At 71.7% G+C, this 14442-nt stretch carries 12 protein-coding genes; 3 read left to right on the top strand and 9 right to left on the bottom strand.

All coding sequences use genetic code 11. The annotated features are described in order from the left end of the window. Nucleotides 1-59: 59 nt before the first annotated feature. The 6 genes from IE185_RS22295 to IE185_RS22270 all read right to left on the bottom strand — a co-directional run bounded on the left by IE185_RS22295 (nt 60) and on the right by IE185_RS22270 (nt 7776). Nucleotides 60-599: a bacterial proteasome activator family protein gene (locus IE185_RS22295; protein ID WP_138895896.1), complete on the bottom strand. Its 540-nt coding sequence runs from the start codon at nt 597-599 to the stop codon at nt 60-62. Nucleotides 600-694: 95 nt separating this feature from the next. Continuing rightward, nucleotides 695-3541, bottom strand: coding sequence for an FtsX-like permease family protein (locus IE185_RS22290; protein WP_138895895.1), 2847 nt, complete (start codon nt 3539-3541; stop codon nt 695-697). Further along, on the bottom strand, nt 3538-4305 hold the full coding sequence (locus IE185_RS22285; protein ID WP_189715829.1) for an ABC transporter ATP-binding protein: 768 nt from the start codon (nt 4303-4305) through the stop codon (nt 3538-3540). The genes IE185_RS22290 and IE185_RS22285 overlap by 4 nt, the downstream gene beginning before the upstream one ends. Before the next feature lie 66 nt (nt 4306-4371). Then, the gene (locus IE185_RS22280) at nt 4372-5139 is read right to left on the bottom strand and encodes a PadR family transcriptional regulator (protein ID WP_211362567.1); all 768 of its coding nucleotides are present in this window, start codon (nt 5137-5139) and stop codon (nt 4372-4374) included. Nucleotides 5140-5234: 95 nt separating this feature from the next. Next, a complete protein-coding gene (locus tag IE185_RS22275) occupies nt 5235-5906 on the bottom strand; it encodes a hypothetical protein (protein WP_138895893.1) in 672 nt (223 codons plus the stop codon). Between the two features lie 181 nt (nt 5907-6087). Continuing rightward, nucleotides 6088-7776, bottom strand: coding sequence for a protein kinase domain-containing protein (locus IE185_RS22270; protein WP_138895892.1), 1689 nt, complete (start codon nt 7774-7776; stop codon nt 6088-6090). A 338-nt stretch (nt 7777-8114) separates the two neighbouring features. On the opposite strand from IE185_RS22270, the gene IE185_RS22265 reads away from it, so the two are divergent. Next, entirely contained in the window at nt 8115-9767 is a 1653-nt protein-coding gene (locus IE185_RS22265; RefSeq protein WP_189715827.1) for a protein kinase domain-containing protein, read from the top strand. A gap of 10 nt (nt 9768-9777) precedes the next feature. On the opposite strand, the gene IE185_RS22260 is transcribed toward IE185_RS22265, so the two are convergent. From IE185_RS22260 to IE185_RS22250, 3 genes are all read right to left on the bottom strand, one after another. After that, nucleotides 9778-10791, bottom strand: a complete 1014-nt coding sequence (locus tag IE185_RS22260; RefSeq protein WP_138896184.1) for a phosphotransferase — start codon at nt 10789-10791, stop codon at nt 9778-9780. A gap of 23 nt (nt 10792-10814) precedes the next feature. Next, a complete protein-coding gene (locus IE185_RS22255) occupies nt 10815-11240 on the bottom strand; it encodes a pyridoxamine 5'-phosphate oxidase family protein (RefSeq protein ID WP_138896185.1) in 426 nt (141 codons plus the stop codon). Nucleotides 11241-11303: 63 nt separating this feature from the next. Next, entirely contained in the window at nt 11304-11978 is a 675-nt protein-coding gene (locus IE185_RS22250; RefSeq protein WP_138896186.1) for a response regulator, read from the bottom strand. Nucleotides 11979-12303: 325 nt separating this feature from the next. Here IE185_RS22250 and pdhA point away from each other — a divergent pair, with 325 nt between their 5' ends. Both pdhA and IE185_RS22240 read left to right on the top strand, forming a co-directional pair. Beyond that, nucleotides 12304-13452, top strand: coding sequence for a pyruvate dehydrogenase (acetyl-transferring) E1 component subunit alpha (gene pdhA, locus IE185_RS22245; protein WP_138896187.1), 1149 nt, complete (start codon nt 12304-12306; stop codon nt 13450-13452). Nucleotides 13453-13455: 3 nt separating this feature from the next. Continuing rightward, nucleotides 13456-14436: an alpha-ketoacid dehydrogenase subunit beta gene (locus IE185_RS22240; RefSeq protein ID WP_138896188.1), complete on the top strand. Its 981-nt coding sequence runs from the start codon at nt 13456-13458 to the stop codon at nt 14434-14436. Nucleotides 14437-14442 lie beyond the last annotated feature (6 nt).

Raw genomic sequence — 14442 nt, 5'->3', positions numbered from 1 at the left:
CGACCCGGTGACGCGCGGTCGGGATCCGCGGTCGATCCCCACCCGAGGCCGGTCGGAACCTAGAGGTACGGGCCCGAGCGCACCGGCCCGTGGCCGTCCTCCTGGCCGTCTTCGTCGTGCCCCGAGCCGGGCGGGAGCGCGCGCCGCATCTGCTCCAGCTGCGCACGTGCCGCCATCTGCTGGGCGAACAGGGCCGTCTGGATGCCGTGGAAGAGGCCTTCGAGCCACCCCACCAACTGGGCCTGCGCGATCCGCAGTTCCGCCTCGGAGGGGATCGCCTCGTCCGTGAACGGCAGGGAGAGCCGCTCCAGTTCCTCGACGAGCTCGGGCGCCAGCCCGTCTTCGAGCTCCTTGACCGAGCTGGCGTGGATGTCCTTCAGCCGTACCCGGCTCGCCTCGTCGAGAGGAGCCGCCCGTACTTCCTCCAGGAGTTGCTTGATCATGCTGCCGATGCGCATGACCTTTGCGGGCTGTTCGACCATCTCCGTCACCGGCACCTCGCGAGACTCGTCGTCCGCGCCGCCGAGAGCCATTCCGTCCTGTCCTACGACCAGGACGTGGGGGCTCTCCTGCGACCGTTCACTCCTCGGCATCTCCATGCGGCCATTCTCTCGTACACGTGCTTCACCACACGGTGTGCCCCCGTACAGGGGTGATCCACCCTGTACGGGGGCACGGGAAGCAACCGCCGTGCTCAGCCCGCCGCGCGCCGCGCCACGGCGGTGCGGGAACGGGTCACCAGCGCGGCCAGCAGCGCCGCGCCCACGGGTACGGCGACGAGCAGCGCCGCGAGGGTCTCCCACGGGACGACGATCGGGACGTACGGCACCTCGCTCATGCCGCCCATGCCGTCGGCCACGGCCTCCTCGTACCACTTGAGCTGCTGGCGTTCCTCGGTCAGCCGCAGCCCGATGGCGGGGAGGACGCCCGCCGCCGAGCCGAGCGCCACGCCCATCGCGGCGACCACCCCGCACTGGAAACCGCTCAGCGTCCTGCGCACCCGCGGGGGCGCGCCGACGGCGGCGAGGGTCTTCAGATCGGGCTCGGCGTCGGTCTGGGCGAGGCCCGTGGCGATGCCCGCCGCGCCGATGGTGACGAGCCCGGCGAAGACGGCCAGGGCCAGCAGCTCGATGCTGTTGTCGCTGGTGTACCCCTTCTCGACGTACAGGCCGCCGTCGGTGCCCAGGGTGTCGAGGGCCGCTTCGAGCTTCTGCTGCTGGGTGCTGTCCGGCAGGGCGTCGGTCGAGAAGTACGCGCCGACCGGGGCGGTGATGAGCCCCGCTTCCTTCGCGGCGCCGGCGGGCAGGACGACCTTGACTCCGTAGCCTTCGGCCGACTTCGCGACCTGGTGGACGGGGAAGGACTTGATCTCGCCGGGGGCGTCTTTGCCCTTCTGCGCCATCAGATCGGCCTTGTCGGTGTCGGTGATCAGCTTGATGCCGATCTTCCCGTTCTCGATGTTGCGCCGGTCGAAGGAGACCGCCTTGCCGTTCTTGAGGGCATCGACGGCGGCCGGGTCGTCGACCGCGAGGACCGACAGCAGCTTCTCGTCGGCCACGAGGACGTCGTACTCGGCGTACTGGCCGTCCTCCTCGCAGCGCCAGTCCTTGGACAGCTTGCGCCGCTCGGCGGGGGTGAGCTGCTCGACGCCGGGCCTGTCCTGCGTCCACAGGGCGCAGCGGTTCTTCTCGGGCGTGAAGATCTCGTACCGGCCGCAGCCCTTGGCATCGCTGTACGGCAGGCAGTTGGCGTTGCCCACGGCGACGCGGGCGACGTCGGCGCGCTCGTCCACGGGGAAGTGCTTCTGGACGGCCGCGCGGATGTCCGGCACGTCGCGGCCGCCGCCCTCGCCGTTCATCACCGACACCACGCCGTACGGGAGCCGCGCGCTGTACTCCGCGCGCTGCTGGACGTCGTCGCTGGCCGTGTACGTCGCCACCGCGACGGTGCCCGCGACGGCCGCGAGCACGGCGGCGACGGCGGGGGCCGTACGGCCCCGGTTGCGGACGGCGTCGCGCAGGGCGAGGCGCGGCGACAGCGGCAGCCACCTGCCGAGGCGGCCGAAGAGGCCGACCAGGGCGGGGGTGAGCGCGACGATGCCCAGTTCGGCGAGGGCGCTGCCGCCCGCGACGACGGTGACGTTGTCGCTGGCGCTCGCGCCGTACAGGGTGATGGTGATGCCCAGGCCGGCCGCGATCAGGCCGATGACGGGCAGGACGCGGCTGGAGCGGCGGACCCCGCGGCGGCCGGTCAGCGAGGCGAGCACGGACTGCCGGGACGAGGTGATGGCCGGAACGATCGCGGCGAGCAGGCCGGTGAGCACGGCGAGCGCGCCGATACCGAGCAGCTCCAGGGGCCGGATGTCGAAGCTGCCGAACCGCTTGCCCATGTAGTCCTCGAGCAGTGGCCGCAGCGCGAAGGTGAGGAGCAGGCCGAGCGCGGTGCCCACGACGGCCGCGGCGACGCCGATGACCAGGCCGCCGGAGAGCACGATGGCGCGGATGTGGCGGCGGTCGCCGCCGTTGGCGCCGACGAGGCCGAGCTGGCGGGCGGAGCGCCGGGCGCCGACCGCGAACGCGGGGCCGGCCAGCAGGCAGATCTCCAGCATGGCGAGACCGACCACGGTGGCGACGACGGCGAGCGCCGCAGCGTCGGACGCCGCGCTCTGCCCGTACTCGCCTCCCCAGCCGTCCTTCTGGTAGAGCGGCACCTCGGAGTCGGCGGGCGGGTCGAGGGCGACGGCGCGCGAGACGACGGCGACGCCCTGGCTGTTCGCCTTCTGGACCATGTTCCACGTGAAACCGTCTCCGCCGACGGAGACCAGGTAGGTGGCGCTGGTCTCCGTGCCGGGGAGGTCGTCGGCCTTCAGCGCCTTGTCGAGGGGCGCGAGGAACGTGCCGGGCGGGGCGAGGACCTCGTCGGCCTTGAGCGAGTCGGGGAGTTCGTACGAGCCGACGATCCGGTACTCGGTGGCGAGCCCCCGGGCGGCGACCGTCGAGCCGATCTCCAGGCCGCCGGACTCCAGGAAGTGCGTGGTGGCGGCGATCTCGCCGGCCTTCTCGGGGAACCGGCCCCGGTCCAGGGTCATCATGCCCCTGGTCATCGGGTCGGTCGCGTCGATCTCGTGGATCACGGTGTTGAGCAGGCCGTGCCCGGTACGGAGCTTGCCGCTGCCGCTCGCGTCCTTGAGCGTCCTGGCGCCCGCCGGGAAGGCGGCAGGGACGTCACCGGCGCCCTCGGGCCACGGGTCGTTCTCGCCGAAGTCCTTCGCCGGCGCGGTGCTGATGCCGTCGGGCGCCTGGTGGATCGGCACGCCGCCCATGCCCGGGTCGCTCATCCGGGCGTCGGCCGCGCCCAGGTCGCGGTCCATCTGCTGGCCGGTGGACAGCTCGGCGCTGCGCAGGGTCAGGTCGACGGCGCTCACGCCGAGGATCGGCAGGGCGATCATGGCGAGGACGAGGGCGCTGCGGCCCTTGAAGCGCCAGGCGTCGCGGCGGGCGATGCGCACCGCGGCCACCCATGAGTGGTACCAGCGGTTCACTGTGCGGCCGCCTGCCCGGAGAGCAGGGAGTCGGCCTGGCTGCGCAGGGTCTCGTCGACGACGGAACCGTCCCGCAGGAAGACGACCCGGTCGGCCCAGGCGGCGAAGCGCGGCTCGTGGGTGACGAGGATGCCGGCGGCGCCGGCGTCGCAGCGGGCGCGCAGCAGCGCGAGTACGGACTCGCCCGTCTCGGAGTCCAGGGCGCCGGTCGGCTCGTCGGCGAGGACGAGGCGGCGGTCGCCCACCAGGGCGCGGGCGATGGCCACGCGCTGCTGCTGGCCGCCGGACATCTCGTCGGGGAAGCGGTCGGCGAGCTGGCCGAGGCCCATCTCCTCCAGCGCGGCGACGGCGGTGACGCGGGCCTTGCGGGCCGATACGCCGTCCAGTTCGCGGGGCAGAGCGACGTTCTCGGCGGCGGTCAGGGCCGGTATGAGGTTGTAGTCCTGGAAGACGTAGCCGATGCTGCGGCGGCGCAGGGCGGCGAGTTCCTTGCGGCCGACGGTCGTGATGTCGGTGCCTTCGACGACGACGCGGCCCGAGGTGGGGCTGTCGAGGCCGCCCGCGATGGTCAGCAGGGTGGACTTGCCCGAGCCGGACGGTCCCATGACGGCGACGAGTTCGCCGGGGAAGACGGAGAGGTCGACGCCGCGCAGGGCGTGCACTTCGGTGGCGCCGCTGCCGTGGACGCGGGTCAGCTGTTCGAGCTGGAGCACCGGCTGCTGCGACGGTTGTGACTGGTGCGCCTCGTGTGACTCGTGAGGCATGGATCCGGGCATGGCTTCAGGCATGAAGAGGTCCCCCCTGGGACGGGATGGTCGTGCGACGCGGGCTTATCGCCGGGCGCTGCGAGCTGCGGAAGTGGTACGAGCGGTTCCGTGGTCGGTGGTGGTACGAGCGGTTCCGTGGTCTGTGGTGGTACGACCGGTTCCGTGGTCGGTGGTAGTGGTGCGGGCGGCGCGGGCGCCGGTGGCTTCGGTGACGGCCGGGCTCTGGGCGTCCGCCGTGCCGGGTGTGACGGCCGGCGTAGCGTTCTTGGCCCTGCGCGCGGCCGCCGCGGAGAGCCGGGCGAGCCGGGACTCGGAGTGGTCGAGCCAGCGCGCCTCGGCCTCGGTCTGGAAGATCAGCTGCTCCAGGACGAGCAGCCAGGCGACGTCGTCGCGCGCCTTCTCGCCGTCCGCGCCCTCGACCGCGACGAGGGCCTGGGCCTTCAGACGCGTGTAGTCCTGCATGGCCCGCAGGGTCGCGTGACGCTGGGCCTGGATGACGGCCCGGATGTCGACGCCCGGGGCGCCGACGGCCATGGCGAGCTTGATGGCCAGCTCGTCGCGGGGCGGACTGGCCCGGTCCACGGGGCGCCCGAACCAGCTCCGGAGTTCGCCCCGCCCGGCGTCCGTGATGGCGTAGAGCGCGTGGCCCGCACCGTCCTCGCCGTCCTGGACGACCATGCCGTCGCGCTCGAGGCGGCCCAGGGTCGTGTAGACCTGGCCGACGTTGAGGGGCCAGGTGGCGCCGGTGCGCGACTCGAACTCGGTGCGCAACTGGGAGCCGTACCGGGGCCCGTGCTCAAGGAGGGCCAGCAGCCCGTGACGGATCGACATACCGAGTATGTATACCGAGTATGCCGGTGCCTGGCCAACCGCCCTGAGAAGGACTTCACGCGTAGGTCCTGAGGGGGACGCCCCCGTACGACCGGTCAGCCGCGGCGCAGCCGGAGCCCGAGGAACCCGAGCCCCAGCCCCATCAACGTCAGCCCGGCGCCCAGTGGCAGCACATGGACGCCCAGCGGGTCGGACTGCGCCACGACCTGCTCGGACCCCTCGGGCGCGGCGCCCGGCGGCCGGTCGGAGGGCGGAGCGGCGGGTTCCTGGCCGGCCTCGTCGAGGGCCTCCTCGTGTACGTCCCACGACTCGGGCGCGTACGACTCGCGGGGGGCGGCCGAGGAACTCGCCGACGCGGAGGCGGAGCCGGACGCGGAAGCACTCGGCGAGACCCGCGGGCTGCCCGACGGACTCGCGTCGGCGCTCGGCGACGCCTTCTCGTGGCCCTCCTTGTCCCCGCCCGGATCAGCGCTCCGGGCCGGGGGCCGCCCCGGCCGCCTGCGTCCCTCCCCGGCCGGCCGGCCCGCGAGGCTCTCGGCGGGCGAGGCGGCGGAGGCGGCGGGCCGCTCGGGCCGCTCGGGCCGGTCCGGCGCCGCGACGCCCGGCAGCAGATCGCGCTCCGCGCCGTCACCCGGGGGAGTCGTCGCCGAGGGCGCGGACACGTCCGGCGGCCCCGGGGGGCGCTCGTCGGCGTACGCCCCCGAGGCCGGCAGTGCCGGCAGTGCCAGCAGTGCGGCCACCCCCACCGCCGCGAACCGGACAGCCATGGGCCTTGCCTCCTGAGCCGAACGCGCCGGACACGATGTGATCCGGACCACTGGGAACAACAGGCTCAGCGTCACATGCCGCAACATGTCCGGCACCCCAGGTCACACGAAAGGGGCCCGTGCGCCCTGCGGCGCACCGGGCCCCTTCGCGCGTCCGAACCGGCCCGCGCGGCCGTTCGGCCTAGTCCGTGGGCGGGTTGCCGGTCGAGATCTCGACCTCGATCGTGGCGTCGTCCTCGTCCACGTCCGAGCCGGCCTTGGGGAACTGGTTGACGACTAGATCCTTACCCCAGGTGGCGTTGTCGACCCTGCTCTCCTTGATCTTCCACCCGGCCGCCTGGAGGCACGCCTTGACCGAGAGGATGTCCTTGTAGAGGAAGCTCGGCACGGCGACCTTCTCCGGGTCCGTCAACGACTCCCTGCCGGGCGAGCAGTCGGTGGTCTTCATGGTCCGGGTACGGTCCGGGCCCCGGTAGCCGGGCTTCGCCGCCGCCTGGCTCTGCGAGGGGTCGTCGGTGCCGGTGTTCTCCGCCGGCGGGTCCTCCTTGAGCGAGAGGGCCGTCACCACCCCGCCGATCGCGAGCAGTACGACCACGATCGCGCCCACGAGCACCGGCATGTTCCGGCCGCCCCCGCCACCGGAGTTCGGCGCGCCCTGGGGCGACATCGTGTACGGCGGCGGCGTGTGCCCACCCTGGTGCTGACCGCCCGGGTACTGGCCACCCTGGTGCTGCCCGCCCTGATGCTGCATCCCGTGCGTCGCGTACGGCGCGGGCGTCGGGTAGCCGTAACCCGACTGACCGGGCCCGGGGCCCGGGCCGGGAGCGGGCGTGTACGGGCCCGGCGGCGGCGTGGAGGGCTGGTACGGCGTCTGGACGCTGCCGCTCTGCGGGTAGCCCGTCTGGTCGACCGGCGGGAAGACGGCGGAGCCGACCCCGGCCCCGCTCTGCGACGGACCGCCCGCGATGATCACCGGTGCGGCGCCCCCCTGGCCCGACCCCATGACCCGAGCGCACTCGTCGCGCATCGCCTCGGCGCTCGGGAAGCGCTCGTTCGGGTTCTTCTTCAGCGCCCGAGCCACCAGGGCGTCGACCGCCGGCGGCACGGACCGGTTGATCGAGGAAGGAGCCACCGGCTCCTCCTGGACGTGCGCGTACGCGATGGCGAGCGGTGAGTCCGCGTCGAACGGCAGCCGCCCCGTCACCAGTTGGAACAGCATGATCCCGACCGAGTAAAGGTCGGAGCGCGCGTCGACCCCGCGCCCGAGCGCCTGCTCGGGCGACAGGTACTGCGGAGTGCCGACGACCATGCCGGTCTGCGTCATGGACGTGACGCCGGACTGCATGGCCCGTGCGATGCCGAAGTCCATGACCTTGACGACGTCGCGCTTGCTCATCATCACGTTGCCGGGCTTGATGTCGCGGTGGACCAGGCCCATCTCGTGGCTGGTCTCCAGCGCCGCCAGCACATCCGATGTGATCTTCAGCGCTTTGTCGGTCGGCATCGCGCCGTACCGCGTGATGTCCGCCTGGAGTACGGAGCCGAGCGGCTGCCCCTCGACGTACTCCATGACGATGTACGGCATCAGGGCGCCGTCCAGCTCGTCCTCACCGGTGTCGAAGACCGAGACGATGTTGGTGTGGGACAGCTTGGCGACCGCCTGCGCCTCGCGCCGGAAGCGCTCGCGGAACGACTGTTCGCGGCCCAGCTCCGTGTGCAGCGTCTTGATGGCGACCCGGCGGTCGAGGGCGGTGTCGTACGCGAGGTACACCGACGCCATGCCGCCTTCTCCGAGCAGGTCGCGCAGCTGGTACCGCCCGCCCGCGACCGAGCCGCCCGCGTAGCGGCCCTGTCCGCCGTCCTGGCTCATGACTGTGCTTCCCCCTCGCGCAAGATTTACGGGCCAAGTCTGCCCGAGGCCACTGACACGTCAAGCGCGATGCCCGTTCCGTGACCGTACGCGCAAGAAGCGTCGCGGAAGCGTTACAGCCCGGCTGCGGCACGGGAACCGCACGCGTCCGGAATTGAGTCCGGAATTTGCACGGGTACATCGGCAACGGGTTTGATGGCCGGTCCATCTCGAACCGGAGCGTCGCGCGGAGGCTGTAGCGTGACGTGGCGGAGCACCTAGGGGCCCTGGCCTTGAGACCTTGAGGCCCATGAGGACGACCGCGGATGCGGCGCGGACAGAAACGACGGCGAGGACTGATGGCACCCGAACCCGAGGGAAGCGGCGGCGGAGTGTCGGACGCCCCGGAATCATGGGGTATGGGCGGATTGGTCGGCGATGGTCGCTACCGGCTGACGCACCGGCTCGGCCGCGGCGGCATGGCGGAAGTGTTCGCCGCCGAGGACGTACGGCTCGGCCGTACCGTCGCGGTGAAGCTGCTGCGTTCCGACCTCGCCGAGGATCCGACCTCCAAGGCCCGCTTCACCCGTGAGGCACAGTCGGTCGCCGGCCTGAACCACCACGCGGTGGTCGCCGTGTACGACTCCGGCGAGGACCAGGTCGGCGGCAGCGTCGTCCCCTACATCGTCATGGAGCTCGTCGAGGGCCGTACGATCCGCGAGCTGCTCCAGAACGCCGAGGCCCCGGGCCCCGAGCAGGCGCTGATCATCGTCTCCGGCGTACTCGAGGCGCTCGCCTACAGCCACCAGCACGGCATCGTGCACCGCGACATCAAGCCCGCGAACGTGATCATCACGCACAGCGGCGCGGTCAAGGTCATGGACTTCGGCATCGCGCGCGCCCTGCACGGCGCGCAGTCGACGATGACGCAGACCGGCATGGTCATGGGCACGCCCCAGTACCTCTCCCCCGAGCAGGCGCTGGGCAAGGCCGTCGACCACCGCAGCGACCTGTACGCGACGGGCTGCCTGCTGTACGAGCTGCTCGCGCTGCGGCCCCCCTTCACCGGTGAGACGCCTCTCTCGGTGGTCTACCAGCACGTCCAGGACATCCCCGTGCCGCCGTCCGAGATGTCGGACGTGGCCCCGCCCGAGCTCGACGGGCTCGTCATGCGCTCCCTCGCCAAGGACCCGGACGACCGGTTCCAGAGCGCGGAGGAGATGCGCGGGCTCGTCCAGTACGGCCTGTCCATGCTCCAGGAGCAGGGCAGCCACACCGGCATGTGGAACACCGGCCCGGTGGAGATGCACGACGGCGGCCACACCCCGGTCGGCGGCACCTACCCGACCACGGCGATGGGTCACCCGAACCACGGCGACACCTCGCAGATGCGGGCCGGCGGCGCGATCCTGCCGCCGATGAACCCGGACGACGGGGCGTACGACGGCGGGAACGGCGGCAGCCGGGGCGGCCGCGGCAAGATGTGGATCTTCGCGGTGCTCGCGATCATCGCGATCACGGCGGGTGTCGCCTTCGCGGTGAACAAGGCCGGCGGCAACGGCGCCGAGGAGAAGAAGACCCCGCCGAAGGTCTCCGAGTCCTCGCCGAAGCCGGAGAAGACGCCGTCCGAGAAGCCCTCGGACGACGAGGAGACCTCGCCGGGCACCGACCCGGGCACCTCCTCGACCGGTGGTCAGCAGCCGACCTGGAAGCCGTCGGACATCCCGTCGACGGCCCCGAGCACCCCCCCGTCGAACACCCCGAGCATCACGCCGTCGAGCCCCAGCCACACCGACCCGGGCACGACGACGGACGGTGGCACCACCGACGGTGGCACCACCGACGGCGGTACGGACGACGGCGGTACGGACGACGGTGGCACGACCGACGGCGGCACGGACGACGGCGGCACGACCGACGGCGGCGCCGACGCGGGTGGTACGGACGCCGGCGGGACGGACGCGGGCGGCACCGACGCCGGCGGCACCGACGCGGGCGGCACCACCCCCTGAGCCCCGCCGCTCACCCGGCGAAGGCCTCGCACACCGCCTCGTACTCCTTCGTCCACCACACCGCCAGGGCCGACGCCGCAGGAAACTGCGGGTCGGCCCTTCGGTCGTGCCGCTGGTAGCGCCAGCGCAGTATCCAGAAGTCGTTCAGCCGCTCCCACCACACCCGGTGCACGGCGGCCGCCACCTCGTCCGCCCCGGCCCCGGCCGCCCGCCGGTACGCCGCCGCGTACGCCCGTACCTTCGCCAGCTCCAGCGCGCCGTCCGGCCGTACGAAGAAGATCGCGGCGGCCCGTACCGCCTCCTCCGCGCGCGGCTGGACCGCGAGCCGGTCCCAGTCGACGATCGCGGCCGGCTCGGCGCCCCGGTAGAGCAGGTTCAGCGGATGGAAGTCGCCGTGCACCCAGCCGGTGGCGGGCTCGGCGACCGGCGGGGGCCGCCGGTGCGCGTGCCGCTCCAGGAGCGCGCGCCGCTCCACCAGGCGGTGCTCGGCCAGTACGTCGAAGGCGTCCCGGGGCCGTCGCCCGCGCGCGAGTGTCAGCAGCTCGTCGATCAGCGCGTAGGTGTCGGCGGGGTCGGCGCAGTCGTACGTACGCCGGTCCGCCTCCTCCATGACCCGGTCCAGGCAGGTGTGCACGAGCCCCAGCAGGGCGCCCAGGCGCCGTGACTCCACCGTCGTCAACTGGGCGCCGTCCCGGTGACGGCCCTCCACCCAGGGGTGCAGGGCGTAGCAGTGGCCGGCGATGACGGTGACGGTGCCGCCGTGGGAGTCCTCGACGGGCGGGGCGACGGGGACGCCGAACGCCTGGAGGTGGCGGGTGGCGCGGTGCTGGCGCCTGATGGTGTCGCGGTCGCCGTCGAGGTGGTGCTTGAGGAAGTAGTCACCGCGCGTGGTGACGAGGCGGTAGCCGTGGTTGAGCAGGCCCTGGGCCACGGGTTCACAGGAGAGCGGGTCGCCCGTGTCGCGGTAGCGGCGCAGCAGGTCGCCGACGGGCGGCGGAGGGGCGAGTACAGATGAGCGGGGCACCCGCCAGATGGTAGATCACCGCGTCACAGCGCGTGCTCGTACCGTCGCTCGGGGGCGCTGTTGAGGGTGTGCGCGGTGACGAGCTGCGGCTCTATGCGCATGTAGACGGGGTCGAAGGGCTCGCCGTCGACGGAGTGCGGGCCCCGGCCGAAGAGCTCCAGTTCGGCGGCGTCCGGCTCGAAGAGCTCGGCGGTGCCGGTGCACTGGACCGCCCACAGGGTGCCGTCGCCGGGCGCGCGCGGGTCGAAGTTGTCCGCACCGTACGCGACCACGCTGCCGTGGCAGGCCTGGTGGTGGTTGAACCCCGCGTGCATGCGCAACAGCACGCGGCCCTGTACGACGACGTGGCGGGCGACGGCCAGGAAGGGCAGGGCTCGCATGCTGGTGGCGACTCGGCCGTAGGGGACACGGCGGAGGAGTTCGATGGCGCGGAGGTCCTCGGTGGGCATGCGACTCACTGTCGGTCACCGGGTGGGGCCGCAAAAGGGACGGAAGTCCCGAAACGCGCGTGGTCAGCGTCTCTCTTCGGCCTGCTTGCGCGCCACGTACGCGGCGGCCTGCGAGCGGCGCTCCATGCCCAGCTTGGACAGCAGGCTGGAGACGTAGTTCTTGATGGTCTTCTCCGCGAGGTGCAGCCGCTCACCGATGGCCCGGTTGGTCAGGCCCTCGCCGATCAGGTCGAGGATCCTGCGCTCCTGCTCGGTGAGGTTCGCGAGCCGGTTGTCGCCGGCGCCGCCGTTGCCGCCGGCGCTTCCCGACCGCAGCCGCTCCAGGACGCGGGCGGTCGCCACCGGGTCGAGCAGCGACTTGCCCGCCGCCACGTCGCGTACGGCCGTCAGCAGCTCATTGCCCCGGATGGCCTTGAGGACGTATCCGGACGCACCGGCCATGATGGCGTCGAAAAGCGCCTCGTCGTCGGCGAACGAGGTGAGCATCAGGCATTTGATGTCCTCATTCAGCGAACGGACTTCCCGGCACACCTCGACGCCGCTCCCGTCGGGCAGCCGTACGTCGAGAACGGCCACGTCCGGACGGGTCGCAGGGATCCTGACCAGGGCATCTCCCGCGGTGCCGGCCTCGCCGACCACCTCGATGTCGTCCTCGACGGAGAGCAGTTCGTGGACGCCGCGCCGCACGACTTCGTGGTCGTCGACGAGAAATACGGTGATTTTTCCATCTTCGGGCACGCCGTCATCCTCACACAAGAACTCTTCCCGTGTCGTGGGTCGCCGGGATAACGTGCCCCTGTTCCGGCGGCCCGCAAGGCTGTGACCAGTGGTTGTTCCCGAATTCTTCGATTTACTTGGATTTCCAAGCAAAATCGCAGGTCAAATGGGGTTTCGCAGTTATGCGAAGCACTGGGTAACGTGCCTTTGGCAGGGCGTTTCGCCGGGGCACCTGTCACACCTGTTCCGGCCGAGTCGCACCCACCCCGTGCACGAGGACGCAGGCAGGTGAGCCGCACTGGTCACCGGCAGACCCCGGGGGCCGGACAGACGGAGGAGCACGCACGTGACCGTGGAGAGCACTGCCGCGCGTAAGCCGCGACGCAGCAGCACCAAGCGCGTCAGCGCCAAGAAACCCCAGCGATCCGAGCCGGAGCTCGTACAGCTGCTCACCCCCGAGGGCGAGCGGATCGAGCACCCGGACTACTCGATCGATCTCACCCCGGACGAACTGCTCGGCCTGTACCGGGACATGGTCCTGACCCGTCGCTTCGACGCCGAGGCCACCGCGCTCCAGCGCCAGGGCGAGCTGGGCCTGTGGGCCTCGCTGCTCGGCCAGGAGGCGGCCCAGATCGGCTCCGGACGGGCTCTGCGTGACGACGACTACGTCTTCCCGACGTACCGCGAGCACGGTGTCGCCTGGTGCCGGGGCGTCGACCCGACCAATCTGCTGGGAATGTTCCGTGGCGTGAACCACGGTGGCTGGGACCCCAACACCAACAATTTCCATCTGTACACGATCGTGATCGGCTCGCAGACGCTGCACGCGACCGGGTACGCGATGGGTGTCGCCAAGGACGGCGCGGACTCCGCGGTCGTCGCGTACTTCGGCGACGGCGCCTCCAGCCAGGGCGATGTCGCCGAATCGTTCACCTTCTCCGCGGTCTACAACGCCCCGGTCGTCTTCTTCTGCCAGAACAACCAGTGGGCGATCTCCGAGCCCACCGAGCGCCAGACCCGCGTCCCGCTCTACCAGCGCGCGCAGGGCTTCGGTTTCCCGGGCGTGCGGGTCGACGGCAACGACGTCCTGGCCTGCCTGGCCGTGACCCGCGACGCGCTGGAGCGCGCCCGCCGGGGCGAGGGGCCGACGCTGGTCGAGGCCTTCACGTACCGCATGGGCGCGCACACCACCTCCGACGACCCGACGAAGTACCGGGCCGACGAGGAGCGCGAGGCGTGGGAGGCGAAGGACCCGATCCTGCGCCTGCGCACGTACCTGGAGAAGCAGGGCCTCGCCGACGCCGCCTTCTTCGAGGAGCTGGAGGCGGAGTCGGAGTCGCTGGGCAAGCGGGTCCGCGAGGCGGTCCGGGCGATGCCCGACCCCGATCAGATGGCGATCTTCGAGAACGTGTACGCGGACGGTCACGCCCTGGTCGACGAGGAGCGGGCACAGTTCGCCGCGTACCAGGCGTCCTTCGCCGAGGAGGGCAAGTAAGTCATGGCCGTACAGAAGCTCCCCCTCGCGAAGGCGATCAACGAGTCGCTGCGCACCGCCCTCGACACCGACCCCAAGGTCCTGATCATGGGCGAGGACGTCGGCAAGCTCGGCGGCGTCTTCCGCGTCACCGACGGCCTGCAGAAGGACTTCGGCGAGGAGCGGGTCATCGACACCCCGCTCGCCGAGTCCGGCATCGTGGGCACCGCGATCGGCCTAGCCCTGCGCGGCTACCGCCCGGTCGTGGAGATCCAGTTCGACGGGTTCGTCTTCCCGGCGTACGACCAGATCGTCACGCAGCTCGCGAAGATGCACGCCCGCTCGCTCGGCAAGATCAAGATGCCGGTCGTCATCCGTATTCCGTACGGCGGCGGCATCGGCGCCGTCGAGCACCACAGCGAGTCGCCGGAGGCGCTGTTCGCGCACGTCGCCGGTCTGAAGATCGTCTCGCCGTCCAACTCCGCGGACGCCTACTGGATGATGCAGCAGGCCATCCAGAGCGACGACCCGGTGATCTTCTTCGAGCCGAAGCGGCGCTACTGGGACAAGAGCGAGGTCGACACCGAGGCCATCCCGGGCCCGCTCCACAAGGCGCGGGTCGTGCGTGAGGGCGCCGACCTGACGCTCGCGGCGTACGGCCCGATGGTGAAGGTCTGCGTCGAGGCGGCCGCCGCGGCGGCCGAGGAGGGCAAGTCCGTCGAGGTCGTCGACCTGCGGTCGATGTCCCCGATCGACTTCGACACCATCCAGACGTCGGTCGAGAAGACCCGCCACCTGGTCGTCGTCCACGAGGCCCCGGTCTTCTACGGCTCGGGCGCCGAGATCGCCGCTCGCATCACGGAGCGGTGCTTCTACCACCTGGAGGCGCCGGTGCTGAGGGTGGGCGGCTTCCACGCGCCGTACCCGCCGGCGCGCCTGGAGGAGGAGTACCTGCCGGGACTGGACCGGGTACTCGACGCCGTCGACCGCTCGCTTGCGTACTGAGGAGAG

The sequence above is a fragment of the Streptomyces chryseus genome (assembly GCF_014650755.1).
GTDB lineage: Bacteria > Actinomycetota > Actinomycetes > Streptomycetales > Streptomycetaceae > Streptomyces > Streptomyces chryseus.
The sequence above is the reverse complement of the archived record's forward strand: the minus strand, read 5'-3'. Positions and strand labels throughout refer to the sequence as shown.

What these genes read in the sequence shown, in the direction of transcription:
- IE185_RS22265 (WP_189715827.1), top strand. Translation starts at nt 8,115, where the DNA reads ATGGCACCCGAACCCGAGGGAAGCGGCGGCGGAGTGTCGGACGCCCCG.
- IE185_RS22295 (WP_138895896.1), bottom strand. Translation starts at nt 599, where the DNA reads ATGGAGATGCCGAGGAGTGAACGGTCGCAGGAGAGCCCCCACGTCCTG.
- IE185_RS22280 (WP_211362567.1), bottom strand. Translation starts at nt 5,139, where the DNA reads ATGTCGATCCGTCACGGGCTGCTGGCCCTCCTTGAGCACGGGCCCCGG.
- IE185_RS22285 (WP_189715829.1), bottom strand. Translation starts at nt 4,305, where the DNA reads ATGCCTCACGAGTCACACGAGGCGCACCAGTCACAACCGTCGCAGCAG.
- IE185_RS22270 (WP_138895892.1), bottom strand. Translation starts at nt 7,776, where the DNA reads ATGAGCCAGGACGGCGGACAGGGCCGCTACGCGGGCGGCTCGGTCGCG.
- IE185_RS22255 (WP_138896185.1), bottom strand. Translation starts at nt 11,240, where the DNA reads ATGCCCACCGAGGACCTCCGCGCCATCGAACTCCTCCGCCGTGTCCCC.
- IE185_RS22240 (WP_138896188.1), top strand. Translation starts at nt 13,456, where the DNA reads ATGGCCGTACAGAAGCTCCCCCTCGCGAAGGCGATCAACGAGTCGCTG.
- IE185_RS22275 (WP_138895893.1), bottom strand. Translation starts at nt 5,906, where the DNA reads ATGGCTGTCCGGTTCGCGGCGGTGGGGGTGGCCGCACTGCTGGCACTG.